Genomic DNA, 16,414 nt, shown 5'->3' on the forward strand with positions numbered 1-16,414 from the left:
TTCGAGGTGCTCAATTACCCTCTTCATGGGATAATCCGCCGCCTTATAACTCCATCTAAGCAATCACCACGACCATCAGGAGAAGACGTCATGGGTACTGTCCAGCGGCCTAACCGCCTAATTTTGCTGGTAATTTTGGGTCTTTCCGCAGTTTTAGCTGCCTGTAGTAGCGGTGGAGGCAAAGGCGGTTCCTCCTCGGGCAATCGCGATACCACCCCCGATAGCTTCACCCTGACAACGCCCAGCGGCGTCGATCCCACTAAAGTGGGCTTTGGCACCGCAGTTGTTTCTGCACCCGTCAAAATCACCGGCATCAACGCTCCAGCGCCTGTAAGCATCCAGGGGGGCGAGTTCAAAATCGAGAGCGGTGGCTTCACTAGCACCGCGAGCACCATCAGCAATGGCCAATCGATTCAGGTTCGTGTCCAGACTCCAATCAAGGCAGAACAAACCGCCACAGCGATTCTGACCATTGGTGGTATAGAGGCATCCTTTACCGTCACTACCGGCCCAGACACCACTCCACCCGAAGTCTCCATCCTCTTCCCGCCACTGGCATCTATGACCGAAGGCCAAACCCTGTTTGTTCGCGGAACCGTGAAGGATGTGCACGGAAAATTGGAAGATGGTGCAGTTACGGTTAATGGAGTGGAAGCAGAGTTGGAGTTGAATGAAGCAAAAGATGAAGGAACATGGAGCGTTACTGTTGATTTGCAGCCGGGAGAAAACGTTGTAGAAGTAACTGCTATCGACGTTGCTAAAAATGCGATTGAGGAAGATAAGCCGTCGGTTAGAAGTCGGCGGGTCGAGAGCATTGTTGGGGAGAGTTTTCCGGATGATGAGACTCCGTTTGAAGGACCATTGAATGCGAGTGTGGGATTTCTTAATGATCGTCATGTTGTTTTTGTCACCGACGATCGGCTTGCCGCTGTATTTGCGGTGGATCTGCACTCAGGCAAGCGAACAATAGTCTCAGACAACGTTCTACAGGAAGATTTGCCCTTTCGGTATCCGTGGTCGGTCGTATACGCGGCTAAAGACAATGCTTTGTATGTTTCGGATAGCTCAGCATCTGCGGTATTTAAAGTAAATTTGGCTTCCGGTGTGCGAAGTGTTATTGCCACTTCAGGAGAAGATAGTTTGCTAAAAAAACCCAGAGGAATTTTCTTGGACGAAAGTTCTGATTCACCTTTACTTTATGTGGCAGACGAAAAGTCTATATATTCATTAAATGTGCACGAATATACGCAGCAATTGTTATCCAGCGCTGAGGATAGCATCCCAGATCGGCTAACCCCCATCGCTGTAGCTTTCGGATTGGTGGTGTTTCCGGAGTACAACCGGATAATAGCAATTGATACTGGGTCTTATAAAAGAGTGATCAATGTTGAAGTTGCGAGTGGAGCTCGCTCGGTATTAAGTGAGTCAAGATATTCGGCGCTTAATGCTATAGCGAAGCATCCTAGTAGGAAGGAAGTGTTGATTGTCGATGATCTTAAAAGTGAAATTATCGCGGTCGATATAGACTCTGGATTCAGTAGGGTGCTTTCCAGTGCATTGACTCCGGACACTGTTAATGCAGTTGCAACTCCTTGGGGAATAGCGACTTCCGCTAGTTTAGATTATGCGCTGATGATCGATCCTATATTGAAGGCGATTACCGCTGTTGATTTAAGCAGTGGCAAAAGAGTCATTTTGTCCAAATCTGTCAAGTAATTTGGGTGGTGTGTTCCATCAATTTATACCCCACAGAGCAGATGCCTCAATATCGAAGTCGCAGTTATGTGGGATTCTCGGATTTGTCCGAAAACTTCGTTTGTAAGCCCTTCAAAGGTTACTGATATGTCCCGCAGTTTATTTACTACAGAAACTTGCTTTCCAAAATCTAAATTGGCGTTGGCTATAGCGGCACATATTTTTTTGTCTGGTAACGCGTTGGGGGCTCCAGATGGGGGTAATATCGTTGGCGGCTCGGGTGTCATTGAGCAGGGAGTTGATGTCACAAAAGTTGTTCAAGAGAGTAGTCGACTGGCAGTCGACTGGCAAAGCTTTGATATTGGAAAAAACGAGCGAGTCGAATTTATCCAGCCAGGGCAAAGTGCTGTAGCTCTTAACCGAATTTTGGGAAATAAAGGCACAGAGATTCTCGGTCGCATCGATGCCAATGGGCATGTAATTCTGGTTAACCCTCGCGGTGTCGTTTTCGGTGAAAGTGCGACTATTAATGTAGGTGGTTTGGTTGCCTCTGGATTACAGATCAACCCCGATGATTTTATGAATGGGGATTTGGTTTTTAAGCGTATTGAGGGCTCGGATGGAACCGTTATCAATTCCGGCATGATCAATGCTGCCTCAGGTGGCAACGTGGTATTGCTCGGCACTCAGGTGGAAAACCGAGGGCTGATATCCGCCAATTTGGGCAGTGCGATTTTGGCATCTGGTAAAGAAGCCGTTTTGACCTTTGATGAATCCGGTCTGCTCGGTGTGCAGGTAAACGAAGCCATTTTGCAGCAGGAGTTGGGAGAGGGCTTTGCTGTCTCCAATTCGGGGGAAATTCGCGCGGAAAACGGCCGGGTTTTATTAAGCGCAGCGACTACCCGAGATGTATTCAGCCAAGCGGTTAATTGGGGCGAGCAAAAACAAGCGCGTAGCGTCACCTACAACGAGGACGGTAGTTTTACGCTGGGAGCAGGTGGGGATGTTATCAATAGGGGAACCATCACTGCTTCAGGTGAAACTGAAGCGGGAGATATTGTTGTTCTCGGAGAAAACATTACGAATAGGGGGGCAATCCGCGCAGATACTGTTAGTGGACGTGCTGGCAATATAGAACTGCACTCCAATACCACCACAAAGCTTGAAGGCGAGGGAGTTGTTACTGCTAATGCCATAATTGGCGGTGATATTAAAGTCCTGGGGAAAAATGTTGGGTTGTTTGACCACGCAAAAATTGAATCCATTGGTAATAACGGAGGCGGTCAAGTTTTATTTGGTGGTGCTAGGGAAGGGCTAAATTCGCAGGTCCGTAATGCGGAATTTGCTTATATTGGTGAAAATACTTCTATCGATGTAAGTGCTACGGAGAATGGAAATGGTGGTAAAGCCATTATTTTTGCGGAAGATTCAGCCAGAATATATGGAAGTCTTGCCGCAAGAGGTGGTCAACATGGAGGAGATGGCGGTTTTGTTGAAACATCCGGAAAAATAGGCTTTGAAATTATCAATGCGCCAGATATAGGTTCCGGCGGCATATGGTTGATAGATCCATATGATATAGTAATAAATGAACTCAGTGAGCAAAATATAATACGAGAGGGCAATGAGTTCGTCTCCAGTGGGCTATCTGCGAGACTATGGGTTGGCAACCTAAAGTCCGCTCTAGCTGATGGAACAGTTATTACGATAAAAACTGGCGAATCTCTGGCTGAAGGTCAACAGGGTAATATTACGGTATCAAGCCTGATTGATGTCGCGCCAAATAAAGAAGCGACACTTAACCTAATTGCGCACAATGACATAATTATCAATGCAGGTGTTCAAGCAAGCGGCGTTCACTCACTCCATCTTAATCTCCATGCCAACAAATCCCGAAACCCGGATAGCGAAGGAAGTATTAAATTTGGTACCAGCAGCAACGAATCCGTAACCATTCGCACTAACGGCGGCGATTTTAAAATTGGTTATATCAACGAAGACGGTACTATAGATACCACGCAATCTGGTGCATACAACGTAGATTTTTCTCGCTCCATTATCGACGTAACCGGCCCCTCTTACGACAGTTTAGGAACCTTCGATACCTATTTCGGTAGTCATAACCCTCCTGTTGCAACTGCTGATCGTCCTTATCTAAGCGATAGTGGTCGCATTGTCGTTAATGCCAGTAACGATGTGAATTTGGGGGGCACTACTGGCGGCGGTGTCAGCCATAATGGCGATGTCACTATGATTGTGCGTGGTCGCGAAAGGGATGTGGGTGACGATTATGCAAAAATTTACATCAAAGCCGGAAATAATATTTCGTTGGATGCAGGCCGGATATGGAGCTATGACAATAACCCAACGGAAGTTTTAGAGAGTGGCCAAAACGCCCATGATGGTTTCACTACGCTTAAATTGGATGCAAAAAATATCGATTTAAAAGGCAATATCCTTTCCGCATGGAGTGAAGAAACGGGCGACAATCGTCAAGATCAAAACGACCGCCTGATGATCGATTTAACAGCGGCTGAAAATATTTCGATTACTGGCAGCATTCATACGTCCGGTGGTGACTTTACTGCAACCGCTAATAATGTCTCCTTTGCGAACCTGAATACAGGTTCCCGCTATGGAGCGGGTAATGTCAAAGTGACGGCCACCGGTGAAGTTGATTTAGGCGATATGCCAATGTTTGCCGAGATGGTGAGTGGCGTTGACGCGAATCCGTTGCGTACACCGGGACTTGAGGTAAAAGCAGACGTCTTAAACTTGGGCAGTGATATTTACACACGAGGTGGCGATATTCTGCTTGAAGCATCTCGGCTGAATCTCAATGCTCGCCGGTTGGAAACGCGCAACAGTGGCAATATTGAGCTAGCGACGGCAAGTGATTTGGATTTGTCCGATATTGTTTCGGCGGGAGATATTACGCTCAAAAGTATTGGCTCCAATGACGCTTTCGTTATTACATCAACTGGGGATTTCCAATTAGATGGAGTTCTAACGCTCGATTTAAACCAGGGCTCTGCCAATCTTTCCAATGTTGTCAATAATGCTACTGATGACTCCGCTAATGTAATAATCACGAGCGCCGCAAATGTTTCCTATCAAACAAGCGGAACCATTCGCTTAGGAGACAGTGTCGTCACCGGAGATCTGACGCTCGCTGGATCGGATATTACGCAGCAGGCAGAGACTCATCTTGAGGTAGCAGGGAGCTCGGTATTCTCTGTAAATAACGGCAGTATTATTCTGAATCACCTGGATAATATTTTTACCGGCGCCATTTGGATTGAAGGTGACGGTGCAGCGGAAATTGCTTCATCAAAAAGCCTAGTGTTAGGGCGTGCTAATGAAACTATGGAGTTTGACGGCACTTTGGTTTTGCGCTCTGGAGAGGATATTGCGCAAGCTAGTGCCTGGAGTGTGGAAGGAGAGGCCACATTAGACGCCGCAGGTAATATTACCCTTACTGAAGATAATGCTCTTACATCACTTGCTATTACTCGTGCCGTAGAAGCAGATATTCACAATAGCCAAAATCTTAATCTTGGCGATATTCAAAATGTCGACACTCTGAAGCTCAATATCTCAGGTTCGGTAACGCAGTCAGAGGGTGCTGAGGTCATTGTTGACAATCTCGAATTGTCGTTGGGCGGGAGCGATAAAATTACTCTCACAAATGACGGCAACCAAATTCAAACTATCTCCGGCGGTGTCGGTGCTGGGCATATCTCCACTAATGGTCCTTTGTCCATCGGCAACTTAATTGTCAATGGAAATGATGATTTTGCCATATCTGTTGTTGGCGAAAATGCAAATGTTTCCCAAGCTTCTGGTTCGATCCTGCAAATCCTGTCGAATGCTGCAATAAGCGCTTCGGAAGTTACCCTGAGTGAAACAATTCATATTTCCAATGGTGCGTCACTCGAATTCAACGATGTAAAACATTTTGTCCTATCTGCCACTTTGCAGGGCGACGCAGGCGCCGGTGAAGAAACCTTAACTGTTAACGGCAGTGGCGAAGATGACCTATTTGAAGTACTGACCAGTGCAAATTGGGACGAGTTGGTTGCAATTACTCTCAAAGGTGGTGAAGGCAACGATACTCTGGTCGGGCCAAATATTAATGCGCAATGGATTTTTGACGATTCGTATCAACTCCAGACGGAGTCGATAGCTTTGACTTTTTCCTCGATGGAAAAAATTCAAGGCGGTACGCAGGACGATCGCTTTATATTTGCCAAAGGCTCCATTCCCAATCTGACGCTCCTTGGTGGTGATGGCGACGACGTAGCGGATTATTCCGCCACTCAAGACAATATTCGAGTGTCCTTGGGTGATATTGCTGGTTTGCAAGAAATTGAACTGATTCGCGGTAACAATGATGGAACCAGTGCGTATAACAGCGCTTTGGTCGGCGGTGAAGGAGAGCATACCTGGACAATCAAACAAACGAATACCGGTGAAGTGCAAACCGAAGATGGCAACATCATAGTATTTGAACATTTCAACCAATTGGTTGGTGGTGAAGGGACAGACCGATTTATTTTAGATGCCGATCTGGTAGGGGCTAATGCTCAAATCGATGGTGGTAATGGCGACGACATTTTTGATGTAAACGTTGACTTCACCGCCGACATATTGGGGGGTAATGGAGCTGATCGATTTAATCTAAATGCCGCAACCTCCGGCTTCGTTTTGGGTGGGGACGGTGACGATATATTTGCGTTAACTGAAAATTCGCGTGTTGCAGTACTGAATGGTGGCGATGGAAACGACGAACTATTAGGGTTTAATGCCGATCTTTCCTGGTATATAGATGCGGGTGTGGTAGCGGGCGCCACAGTAGTGAAGGTTTCAGATGAAGACACGGACTATGTCAAAAGCGCCACTAATATTACCACTCTTAAAGGTAACGACGGTGACGACACATTTTGGTTCAGTCTCAATAACAGTGGCGTAGGCGTCGATGGCGGCAAGGGAACAAATACCGCCGACTTCTCCAAAGTTTTAGCAGATCTAGTGGTAAATCTCGGCAACTTGCAGCAGTCCGGTATTAACAATGTCGGCGCGATTGTAGGTAATGCAAGCACTACATACAGCAGCGCGCTTGAAGATACAGGCTCAGGCGGCGCACATTGGCAAATATCCGCAGAAAATTCCGGAACTTATACCTTAAATGATGATGTTGTTACCTTCAGTGGCTTTAACCAATTAATTGGTGGTAGCGGTAACGATACTTTTGAATTGGCTGCAAACCTCACGGGCAAAAATGCTCGTGTCGCAGGCGGCGATGGCAATAATCAATATATTTTCAAATCTGCATTTTCCGCCAATATAGCCGGAGGTGCTGACAATGATGACTTTGTATTACACGAAGATGCATTGTTAACGGGTACTCTTGATGGCGGTGAGGGCAGCAATAGTCTGGCTCTTTACGATGCTGATTTTGTTTGGACTATCGACGAAACCGCAGGCGGCCAAATAAAAGTAACGGCTGCAGAGAAATCGGCAGAAGATTCGATATTGGTTGTAATGGAGGCCATTAATCTAACAGCCTTAAAGGGCGGTGCCGGCGACGATACTTTCCAATACAGCCTCAACAATAGCGGTATTGCTGCTGACGGCGGCGATGGATTTAATACTGCGGATTTCTCACGCGTGCAAGGAGAGTTGCAAGTCAGTGTCAGCAGCACTGATGTATTCGGAGTGACCAATATTAGCCGCATTGTCGGCAATGGTGAGAACGCCACTTTACTGGGTTCTGACAATAACAACTCCTGGATTTGGAATTCCACCGGAGGCGTAATCACCTGGGGTTCTGAAAAAATCGAATTCAGCGGTTTTGATCACTGGATTGGCGGCGGCGGCAAAGATAATTTTGTGTTGCACACCTTGAATAACGCACCGACCAGTATCCAGGGGGGCAATGGTGAGGATTCGTTAGATCTCGGTGCTATTGAATCCAATGTCGAAATAGCTTTAGGCGGGGCTCTGAATATTTCCGGACTTGATCTTAGTTTCTCCGGGATTGAAACGGTGCGAGCCAATGAAAATTATTCCAATCATTTGATTAGTGGTGCCAACCAATCGCTTTGGAATATAGACGGCGTCAACCAAGGGTCATTGACGGTTGAAGATAATTTCACAATTCATTTTGAAAATTTCCAGAACCTGACGGGTTTGCATGGCAACACATTCAACGTCACAGACAACGGCCAATTAGTTGGTGGTAGCGTAACCGGTGGCGATCAGGAAAGCCGTTTGGTGGTAACAGGCGCTGCAGACAATACATGGAAAATCAGCGGCCCTAGCTTAGGGGTGCTCACGCGCGGTGATTCGACGGTATTGAGTTTTACTCAGGTATCCGTGCTGCATGGAGGCTCAGGTCGAGATCAATTTGAACTTACAGATGAGGCTGCGTCTGTTAGCTCTATCGATGGTCGTGGAGGGATAAATACACTAAAAGCCAATTGGAATAGTGCCGCGCCTTTGGTTTGGAATATCGATAATGGGAAGGGCGAGTTAGTTGGTCATATCGCACAATTCCTAAATATCAGCGAGCTGGTGGGGCAGGCAGGAAAAGATCAATTTGATATTCGCGGCAATACCACTCTTAATGTGATTGATAGCGGCGCAGGTGATGACATCATCAATCTTTTTGATAACAGCCGTGTCGACTCCATTTTCGCAGGTGCAGGTGCAGACACAATAGCTATTTCTGGCAGCGCAACTGTGCCATCAATCGATGGTGGCGAAGGAGATGACCGTCTTGATCTGGCCAATTATGGCACTGCATTAACTTGGAATATCGCCAACAACCAAATCGGAAATTTCCAATACATCAATGTGGAACGCGTTATCGCTCCGGCTGGTGGAGGTTTGATAAATACCATTCAAGGCCCTGATGAAGCAACAAAGTGGATTATCACCGGGGAAAACGCTGGTCGTTTTGAAACCGATAAGGGCACTTTTTTCTTCCAATATATTTCGCAATTGCTGGGCGGCAGCGCCGATGACACATTTGAGCTTGCTGGCGGCTCTATTACTGGAAGCATCGACGGTGGTGGTGGAAATAATGCATTGCATGGAAGTAGTTCCGATGCACAATGGTCTTTAAACGGAGCAAATTCGGGAAGTTTGAGCAATCCGGAAGGTGGTGTTGTTTTATTTCAAAATATTCAAAACCTGATTGGTGGCAATGGAACCGATGAATTCACTATTGGTGAAAATGGATTATTGACAGGAGAGCTACGCGGTGGTGGTGGTGGACGCGACACGCTGATAAGCAATCGTGCACAGCAAGCCTGGAAACTGAACGATGAAGAACTCCCCAGCCTTTTAAGTCTTGCCGGAACCGACATTGTTAAATTTTTTGAGGTGGAATCCTTGGTTGGGTCGGGTTCTGACCAATTGTTTGGCGGGACTCTAGATCACAATTGGGTAATCAACGGCGTAAACAGCGGGAATTACTCAATCGTAGGACAAGCAGGAAGCATAGAATTTAGTGGGATAGAGAGTTTGACTGGTGGTGCGGGTGCGGACCATTTTACTGTTACACCCAATGGTTCTATTGGCAAATTTATTGATGGTGGTGATGGTGATAATTCGCTGGTTGTAGAGCGAAATGGAGATGTGGTGGTTAATTTGGATCCGACTAAGTCGATCCAGAATGCCGTTACTGCATTGCGTGTACAGGAAATTACCGCCAATGGTAGTGGTCAGCGCCGGTTGTATGGATCCAGCCAGCATGATGACGGCTATATCTGGATTATTGATGGTGAGAATACGGGTACAGTAACTCCTGAAAAAACGAACGAGCAGATTCGTTTTGTTAATTTTGATTATTTATTTGGTGGTGATCGCAGTGATAGCTTCCGGATCAATACGAATGCGTCTGTATTGAGAATTGACGGAGGCGGTGATACTGATTTTGTTGATCACTCAGCTCATGAAGGTGATCTGGATATCACTATTGGTGAAAGCCTCATTCCAGGCAGCGCCTTCTCAATCAGCAATATAGAAGGTTTGATTGGAAATGGCGGCGTTGGAAGTTCATACAAAGCAACCTTGCGTGCGCAAGGGGGAGAAAATACTTGGACTATCAAAGGAGTGAACGATGGTTCTTATTCCCAGAGAAATGGCACTTCCATGGAGTTCCGTGACTTCAATCATTTGGTTGGTGGCAGCGGAAACGATGAATTTGTTTTAAGAGAAGCAGGGTTAATCACAGGTAGCATTCGCGACTTGGGAGGCAACAATACGCTGAACTTGAGTGCAATAAACTCAGGCCGGTCCTTGAAAGCTGTTGTGTTTGCGGGCACAGACGCACCCGCGTCAAGGTCAGAAACCCTTTATGTGCAAGGACTCCAGACTATAAATGGAGCAGGCTCTGCTACAACACTTGTTGGGCCTAACGTTCGAACCGAGTGGACTCTTAATCCTCAGGGGCAGAGCACTTTAAGTTACGGTCAAAATAATAATACGCGGGTGACATTCAGCAATTTTGCACATGTAACCGGCGGTAGCGCTGTTGATATTTTTTCCATCAATGCTGCAAATCCTTTAGCGGGATGGTTGTCTGGTGGTGGCGGGGCGGATCAAATCAATTTTGCCGGTACCCAAAGTGTTTCTGTTTGGTTAGCGGACAACACGAATACTGTGCCAGCCAATGGTCTATGGCATAAGCTGCTTACAGACATTGAAACTATCGAAGCACAGCAGCTAGCGCAAAATATTTTGCGACGTCAGAGCAATGCCAATCAGACTTGGAGCATCACGGGATCCGATACGGGTTTGATATCAGGAGTTACTTTCCGCGGCTTTGGCCAATTGCATGGCAGCGAGAAAGATGATGACTTCGTCTTCTCCGCAGACGGTCGTCTAAGCGGTGGCATAGATGGCTTTGGTGGTGTTAACACGGTTGATCTGACCAATATAACTGAGTCAGTCACTGTCGCTTTGGGTATGCCAGAGAATGACAATCGTACTAACGTCGATCTGCGTATTTCGCGCATTCGAAGCGTCAATGCAAATACCAATGAAAGTTTAGAAAATCGGCTGTGGGCTGCTGATCAGAAAAATGAATGGAAAATTCGTGATAAGAATTCCGGAGATCTCAACCTTAATTTGACGTTCTCGGGTTTTGCCAATCTGATTGGCGGCGCGGATGACGACAAGTTTAGCTTTGCATCGACAGGGAAAATTACCGGTCAAATTGACGGCGGAGACCACATTGCAGGCGATGTGGTGGACTACTCAAGCATTGAGGATCCATTAGTAATCGATCTTGGCGGTACATCCGATTTAATTAATATTGAAAACATGGTTGGCAATCGAGCCACTACTTTGTATGGACCCGATGAGCTGGCCAGATGGGAAATTGAGGGCGTAAACCAAGGCGAGCTGTCTTATAGCATGCCCACTGATCAAAAATTGCGGTTTATAAGCGTGAATCGCATAGTAGGCGGTAATACTTCTGATGAGTTTATCTTTAGCGCAGGCAGCGTCATTACCGGAGGTGTAGATGGTGGTGAAGGCAACGATGCTTTCTCTATAACGCTAGGAAGAACTGCAGATACCTTATCTACATTATTGAGCGGGGGAGCAGGATCCGATTCCTTAAAATTTCTCGGGAGCGACTCCGGGTGGCGCGCCACTTATGGGCCTGGCTCGAAAGGTGATGCGGAATTTTCATTTATTGCCCCGGAGACGGACAAGCCGGCTCTAAGGGTTGCATACGATGGAATGGACCAGGTTCAAGTCCAATCTTCATTGGACCAAGTGGTGCTGAATGGTCGGGAAGATGCGGATCAATTCAGATTAGGTAAAGAAACTTGGCAGTGGGGTTCCTTAGTAGCCGTTAGCTATCAGGAAGGGCTTGTAAGATCTCTAGTGGTCAACGGCGATAATGCTGACACAATTACCATCTCTGGCAACATTACACTTCCAGAATCGCTACATTTGCATGGCGGTAGCGTAGTAGCTGAAAACGGAAATGCTCGTGTTGCAACGGATAAGTTGAGATTGGACTCTGTGCAGCTGGTTGGATCTACCGATTCTCCTCTGCGTATCTCTGCTAATGAGCTGGCTATAACGAATAACCAGGGTTCCTTGTATTTAATAGAGGAAAATGGTTTGACGTTGACGGATCTTACTGGTACGGGGAAAGTAAATTTGACGCTCACGAGCGGTAATTTACTGCAGTCGAAAGAAATTAATAGTGATGCAGATTTGGAAATTTTCGCCCGATCTGGCGCAGCGCGGTTGAACCATGAAAATAATCGTCTGGGAGGCGCGGTTGGTGTTGAAGCAGCCACAGATGCGCGGTTGCGAACCAGTGGGAATTTGCGTTTGAGTCGTGTGACGGCAAGTAATCTGGATTTGCATGCAGGCGGAAACATTTCCTCTGCGGGAGTAATTAATGTTGCCAACTTGACTCGCTTGAACAGTGGAGGAAATATTACCCTCACACAGGAAAATAACTTGAATCAAGTCATCATTGAAGCGGCCAATAATGTGCGGCTGACAAACAATACTGCACTTTCGGTGATGGGCGCTAATGCGAGAGATTTGCAACTAACAGCTAGCCAAATTGCTTTCCAAGGGAAAGTCGATGCGAGTTCTCTGATCGCCAATAGCGTAAATGAGCTATCGATCTCTGATGTGATAACCACCAATGGCAATGTCTCAATGACAAGTTCAGCTGGCTCCTTCGAGATGTTGGAAGGAGGACAAATCAATAGCTCAAATGGCAATATTTCAATTACCTCCAAAGAAAATCAAACTCTGCAGGTGTTGAAGGCAGCAACGGGCAATATTGCCTTAACCTCAGAAAATGGTCAGATATCGCTTCTGAATAATGTCGAAACCGTCGCTTTGGATGTTAAAAGTTCATCAGATTTATATGTGGCTGGATTGATAAGCACATTCACCGATGCAACTTTTACCAGCGGTGATAAATTTGAAATGAGCGAACAAGGGAAGATCGAAAGCTCAAATGGAAATATTTCTATCTTCAGCCAAGGTTCTCAGACTCTTGGCGCTTTGTCTGCAAAGGGAGGAGAGATTGATCTGGAATCGGCAACTAGTGAGATAACCATAAACGGTCCAGTATTAGCTAATACGCTGTCAGCGAATGGCGCAACTAAAATTGCGATTCAAGGTGCAATCAAGGCTACGGGAGACACAAAATTCATCAGTGGTAATGAATTTGAAATGGGCGGGCAAGGGTTTATTGAAAGCAAAGGTGGAAATATTGTTATTGCCACGGAGGGAGTGCAAAGGTTGAATGCTTTGTCAGCGATGAGTGGCGACGTTTCGCTGACGTCGGCCGCAGGTTCGATCTCATTCTATGGAAAGACAGAAGGTGATACTTTGTCAGTGAATGGCGTAACAAAAGTATCAGTGTTTGGCCGGATTGAAACAAAAGGGGATGCTGTTGTCACCAGTAATGGTGGCTTTGAAATGGGAGCGCCGGGCACCATAAGCAGTGAAACTGGAAATATTTCGATCACGGCAAATAACGTTGTTATGGATGACTCCGCGCAGATCGAAAGCAAAAAAGGGAATATTGCTATTGCCACCGAAGGGCTTCAGCGCCTTGGAATATTGTCCGCAGTGGAAGGCGATATTTCCTTGGAGTCTACTGCCAATCTAATTCAATTAAACGGTAATGTTGCCGCAAATACTTTGTCTGCAAATGGTGCGGCAGCGTTATCGATAAATGGTTTGGTAAATGTTCTTGGTGATGTATCGCTCACAAGTCAAGGTGGGCTGCTGATGGGCGAATTGAGTGAAATCAATAGCGCTGCAGGCAATATCGAGATCACAACAGAAGGAAGTCAATTTTTAGGTAAGTTGACGGCTGAGCAAGGTGACGTTTTCTTAAGAAGCGGCGGTTCCATAGCTGACAGCAACGGCAATGCGGATAACATAATCGCAAATACCCTTTTTGCTCGTTCAGTTACGGGAATTGGTACTAGCGTGGATTGGCTGGATTTGGCCGTTGGTCAAATCGACGCAGTGAATGAAAGAAATGGTGTGTATCTTTCCAATAAGGGTACATTGGTAGTCGAAAGGATACACAACAGTGGTGATATTTATCTCGCCAACACTCAAGATGTGAAGTTTTTGAAAGAGAGTGTCAATGCGTTCCACGGCGCAGAAGAAGCGCAATATCCGCCAAGCAATAAACTAGATAAGCCCGAGTATGGCGGTCATTTTTATATCGGCATCGAAACCGGCAATATTCTTACCGATGGGTCTTTGCTGCTGACGGAGCCGCATATTGCAGCCAGAACTGTGGAAATATTCAATCCACATGGAGCTTTCGTACCGCCATCGCCGGTGATTTATGCGCCCGACGAAGTTCGAATCACCAGTGGAAGATCGCGCAACCGCCCATATTGGGGAATGGCGACACCAGCTAGAATAATCGATGACACTAAATACTATGGTGATGTAGTGGGGGCGGGCGAACGTCTGATCGAAGTGGAAGGTTTAGCCGAGTTTGATGCGGCAATTTTCACACAGGTGAAAAATTATTTTTACCAGGATGTATCTATTCGCTTACCGTCCGACCAGATATACGAAGAGGAAGAATAATGCAATACCCACGCCCTAGTCATCCAGACTGGGGCGTTTCTTTCCCCCATATAATTGCCCCGCCCATTGATTGAGCTGAGCCTCATATTGGCTTCAACCATAAGCATTTTCTAAAGATCAATCCAAAGCACAGAATATAAAAATGTTTTTTGAAAATGTGACGAATTCACATTTTTCAAAAAAGCTTGAGTTGGATTCATTATATTGACGATGCATATCGTGCCAATCTGGCTTTTTCGGGTACTTCAATTCCCTCACTTCGTGGGATAATTCGCCCCCTCACAACCATACCTAAAAAAATACGACCATCAGGAGAAACACGTCATGGGTACTGTCCAGCGGCCTAACCGCCTCTTTTTGCTGGTAATTTTTTATCTTTCTGCTGCGTTAGCCGCATGTAGTAGTGGAGGTGGTAGCTCTTCGCACAGCAACCGCGATATTACTCCTGACAGTTTTACGCTCACTGCACCAAATGGCGTCGATCCAACAAAAGTGGATTTCGGTGACGAGATCGTTTCTGCTCCTGTCACCATCACAGGAATTGACGGCCCGGCCCCGGTAAGCATCACTGGTGGTGAGTTCAAGATCGATAATGGAGCTTTTACCAGCACACCTACCACCATTCGTAATGGCCAATCGATTCAGGTAAAAGTTCAATCGCCCATTAAAGCCGAACAAACCGCCACAGCGATTCTGACCATTGGTGGTATAGAGGCATCCTTTACCGTCACTACCGGCCCAGACACCACTCCACCCGAAGTCTCCATCCTCTTCCCGCCACTGGCATCTATGACCGAAGGCCAAACCCTGTTTGTTCGCGGAACCGTGAAGGATGTGCACGGAAAATTGGAAGATGGTGCAGTTACGGTTAATGGAGTGGAAGCAGAGTTGGAGTTGAATGAAGCAAAAGATGAAGGAACATGGAGCGTTACTGTTGATTTGCAGCCGGGAGAAAACGTTGTAGAAGTAACTGCTATCGACGTTGCTAAAAATGCGATTGAGGAAGATAAGCCGTCGGTTAGAAGTCGGCGGGTCGAGAGCATTGTTGGGGAGAGTTTTCCGGATGATGTCGTACCTTTTTCTGAGCCAATTTCGATAGGACTTCACACTGTTGGCGGAAAAACGTCGGCGCTGGTAACTGACCCGTCAGAACAGGCCGTTATTGCAGTGGATTTGTTGACTGGAGAAAGAACTTCATTTTCAGACAATGACAAACAGGTTGATAACCCGTTGGAATATCCATGGAGTATTCATGTCGCTGGGGGCGATCAAATATATGTTTTTGATTGGGATTTCCAAAACCCCAGAATATACACACTGGATGGCGCAGGAAAGAGAGAGATTTTTCTTCGGAAGAATGATCCAGAAAATTCCATTGTCCAACCATTTGGGCTGTATTTGAGAGCATCAAGTAACGGCGCAAGCCTGTATTTGGCCGATAGAAGCAAAATCATTCGTTATGATGTGAAAACCAAAGACAGAGAGATTATTAGCGATTCTGTGAATGGCGTTCCTGATTTGAACAATCCAATCAAAGACGCTGTAGATATGACCTTTAGTGAAAGTAAAGGGCAGTTTATTGTGATTGATGCGTTAGGCGATAATTCGATTTATTACGTTAACCCGCAGACAGGTTCGCGTAACAAAATAGAAATTAATGAAACGTTGGCCATTACCGGTGGTTCTGTACTAGCCGGAAAATTTTTTGTGGCTGTTGAAACGACACAAAAAAGGATTTCGATAATTGACTTGGACTCCGGTAGCGTAACACCGGTTGCTACTTCGGAGATGGATTCTGTAAATCTACTTCGTGAGCCGAGAGGTGTCGTCGTATCTCCTAATGGCGGTTATCTTCTGGTGGTCGACCGATCTTTGCGGGCAATTGTTGCAATAGATCTAGATCATCATCATCAGGTTGTACTTTCCAAGTTTGAGTGAACAAGGAGTTTCTTTTCCTAGTCAAAATCTTTGATGAAGGGAATATTTAAAGATAAAGGTGGTATGTAGGCTTGCCATCATGGCTGAATGCCTTGGGATATTTTCTAGCGTTGATAGAGACACATCTCAAGTGGTTAGGCAAAGTGCTCGCATTCCGCCCGTTAGG

The 16,414-nt window shown here is 46.2% G+C and carries 3 protein-coding genes; all 3 read left to right on the forward strand.

Annotated elements, in window-relative coordinates; all coding sequences use genetic code 11:
* Positions 1-90: 90 nt before the first annotated feature.
* The 3 genes from DWB84_RS18165 to DWB84_RS18175 all read left to right on the forward strand — a co-directional run bounded on the left by DWB84_RS18165 (position 91) and on the right by DWB84_RS18175 (position 16,248).
* Positions 91-1,716 (forward strand): hypothetical protein, encoded by a 1,626-nt coding sequence (locus tag DWB84_RS18165; RefSeq protein WP_187411238.1) that lies wholly within the window; start codon positions 91-93, stop codon positions 1,714-1,716.
* Between the two features lie 126 nt (positions 1,717-1,842).
* On the forward strand, positions 1,843-14,310 hold the full coding sequence (locus tag DWB84_RS18170; protein ID WP_187411239.1) for a filamentous hemagglutinin N-terminal domain-containing protein: 12,468 nt from the start codon (positions 1,843-1,845) through the stop codon (positions 14,308-14,310).
* A gap of 324 nt (positions 14,311-14,634) precedes the next feature.
* Complete coding sequence (locus DWB84_RS18175) at positions 14,635-16,248, forward strand: hypothetical protein (RefSeq protein WP_187411240.1); 1,614 nt, start codon at positions 14,635-14,637, stop codon at positions 16,246-16,248.
* Positions 16,249-16,414 lie beyond the last annotated feature (166 nt).

Source organism: Saccharophagus sp. K07, assembly GCF_014336955.1.
Classification (GTDB): Bacteria; Pseudomonadota; Gammaproteobacteria; order Pseudomonadales; family Cellvibrionaceae; genus UBA5868.

Coding starts and splice junctions, on each gene's coding strand:
- DWB84_RS18165 (WP_187411238.1), top strand. CDS start 91: ATGGGTACTGTCCAGCGGCCTAACCGCCTAATTTTGCTGGTAATTTTG.
- DWB84_RS18170 (WP_187411239.1), top strand. CDS start 1,843: ATGTCCCGCAGTTTATTTACTACAGAAACTTGCTTTCCAAAATCTAAA.
- DWB84_RS18175 (WP_187411240.1), top strand. CDS start 14,635: ATGGGTACTGTCCAGCGGCCTAACCGCCTCTTTTTGCTGGTAATTTTT.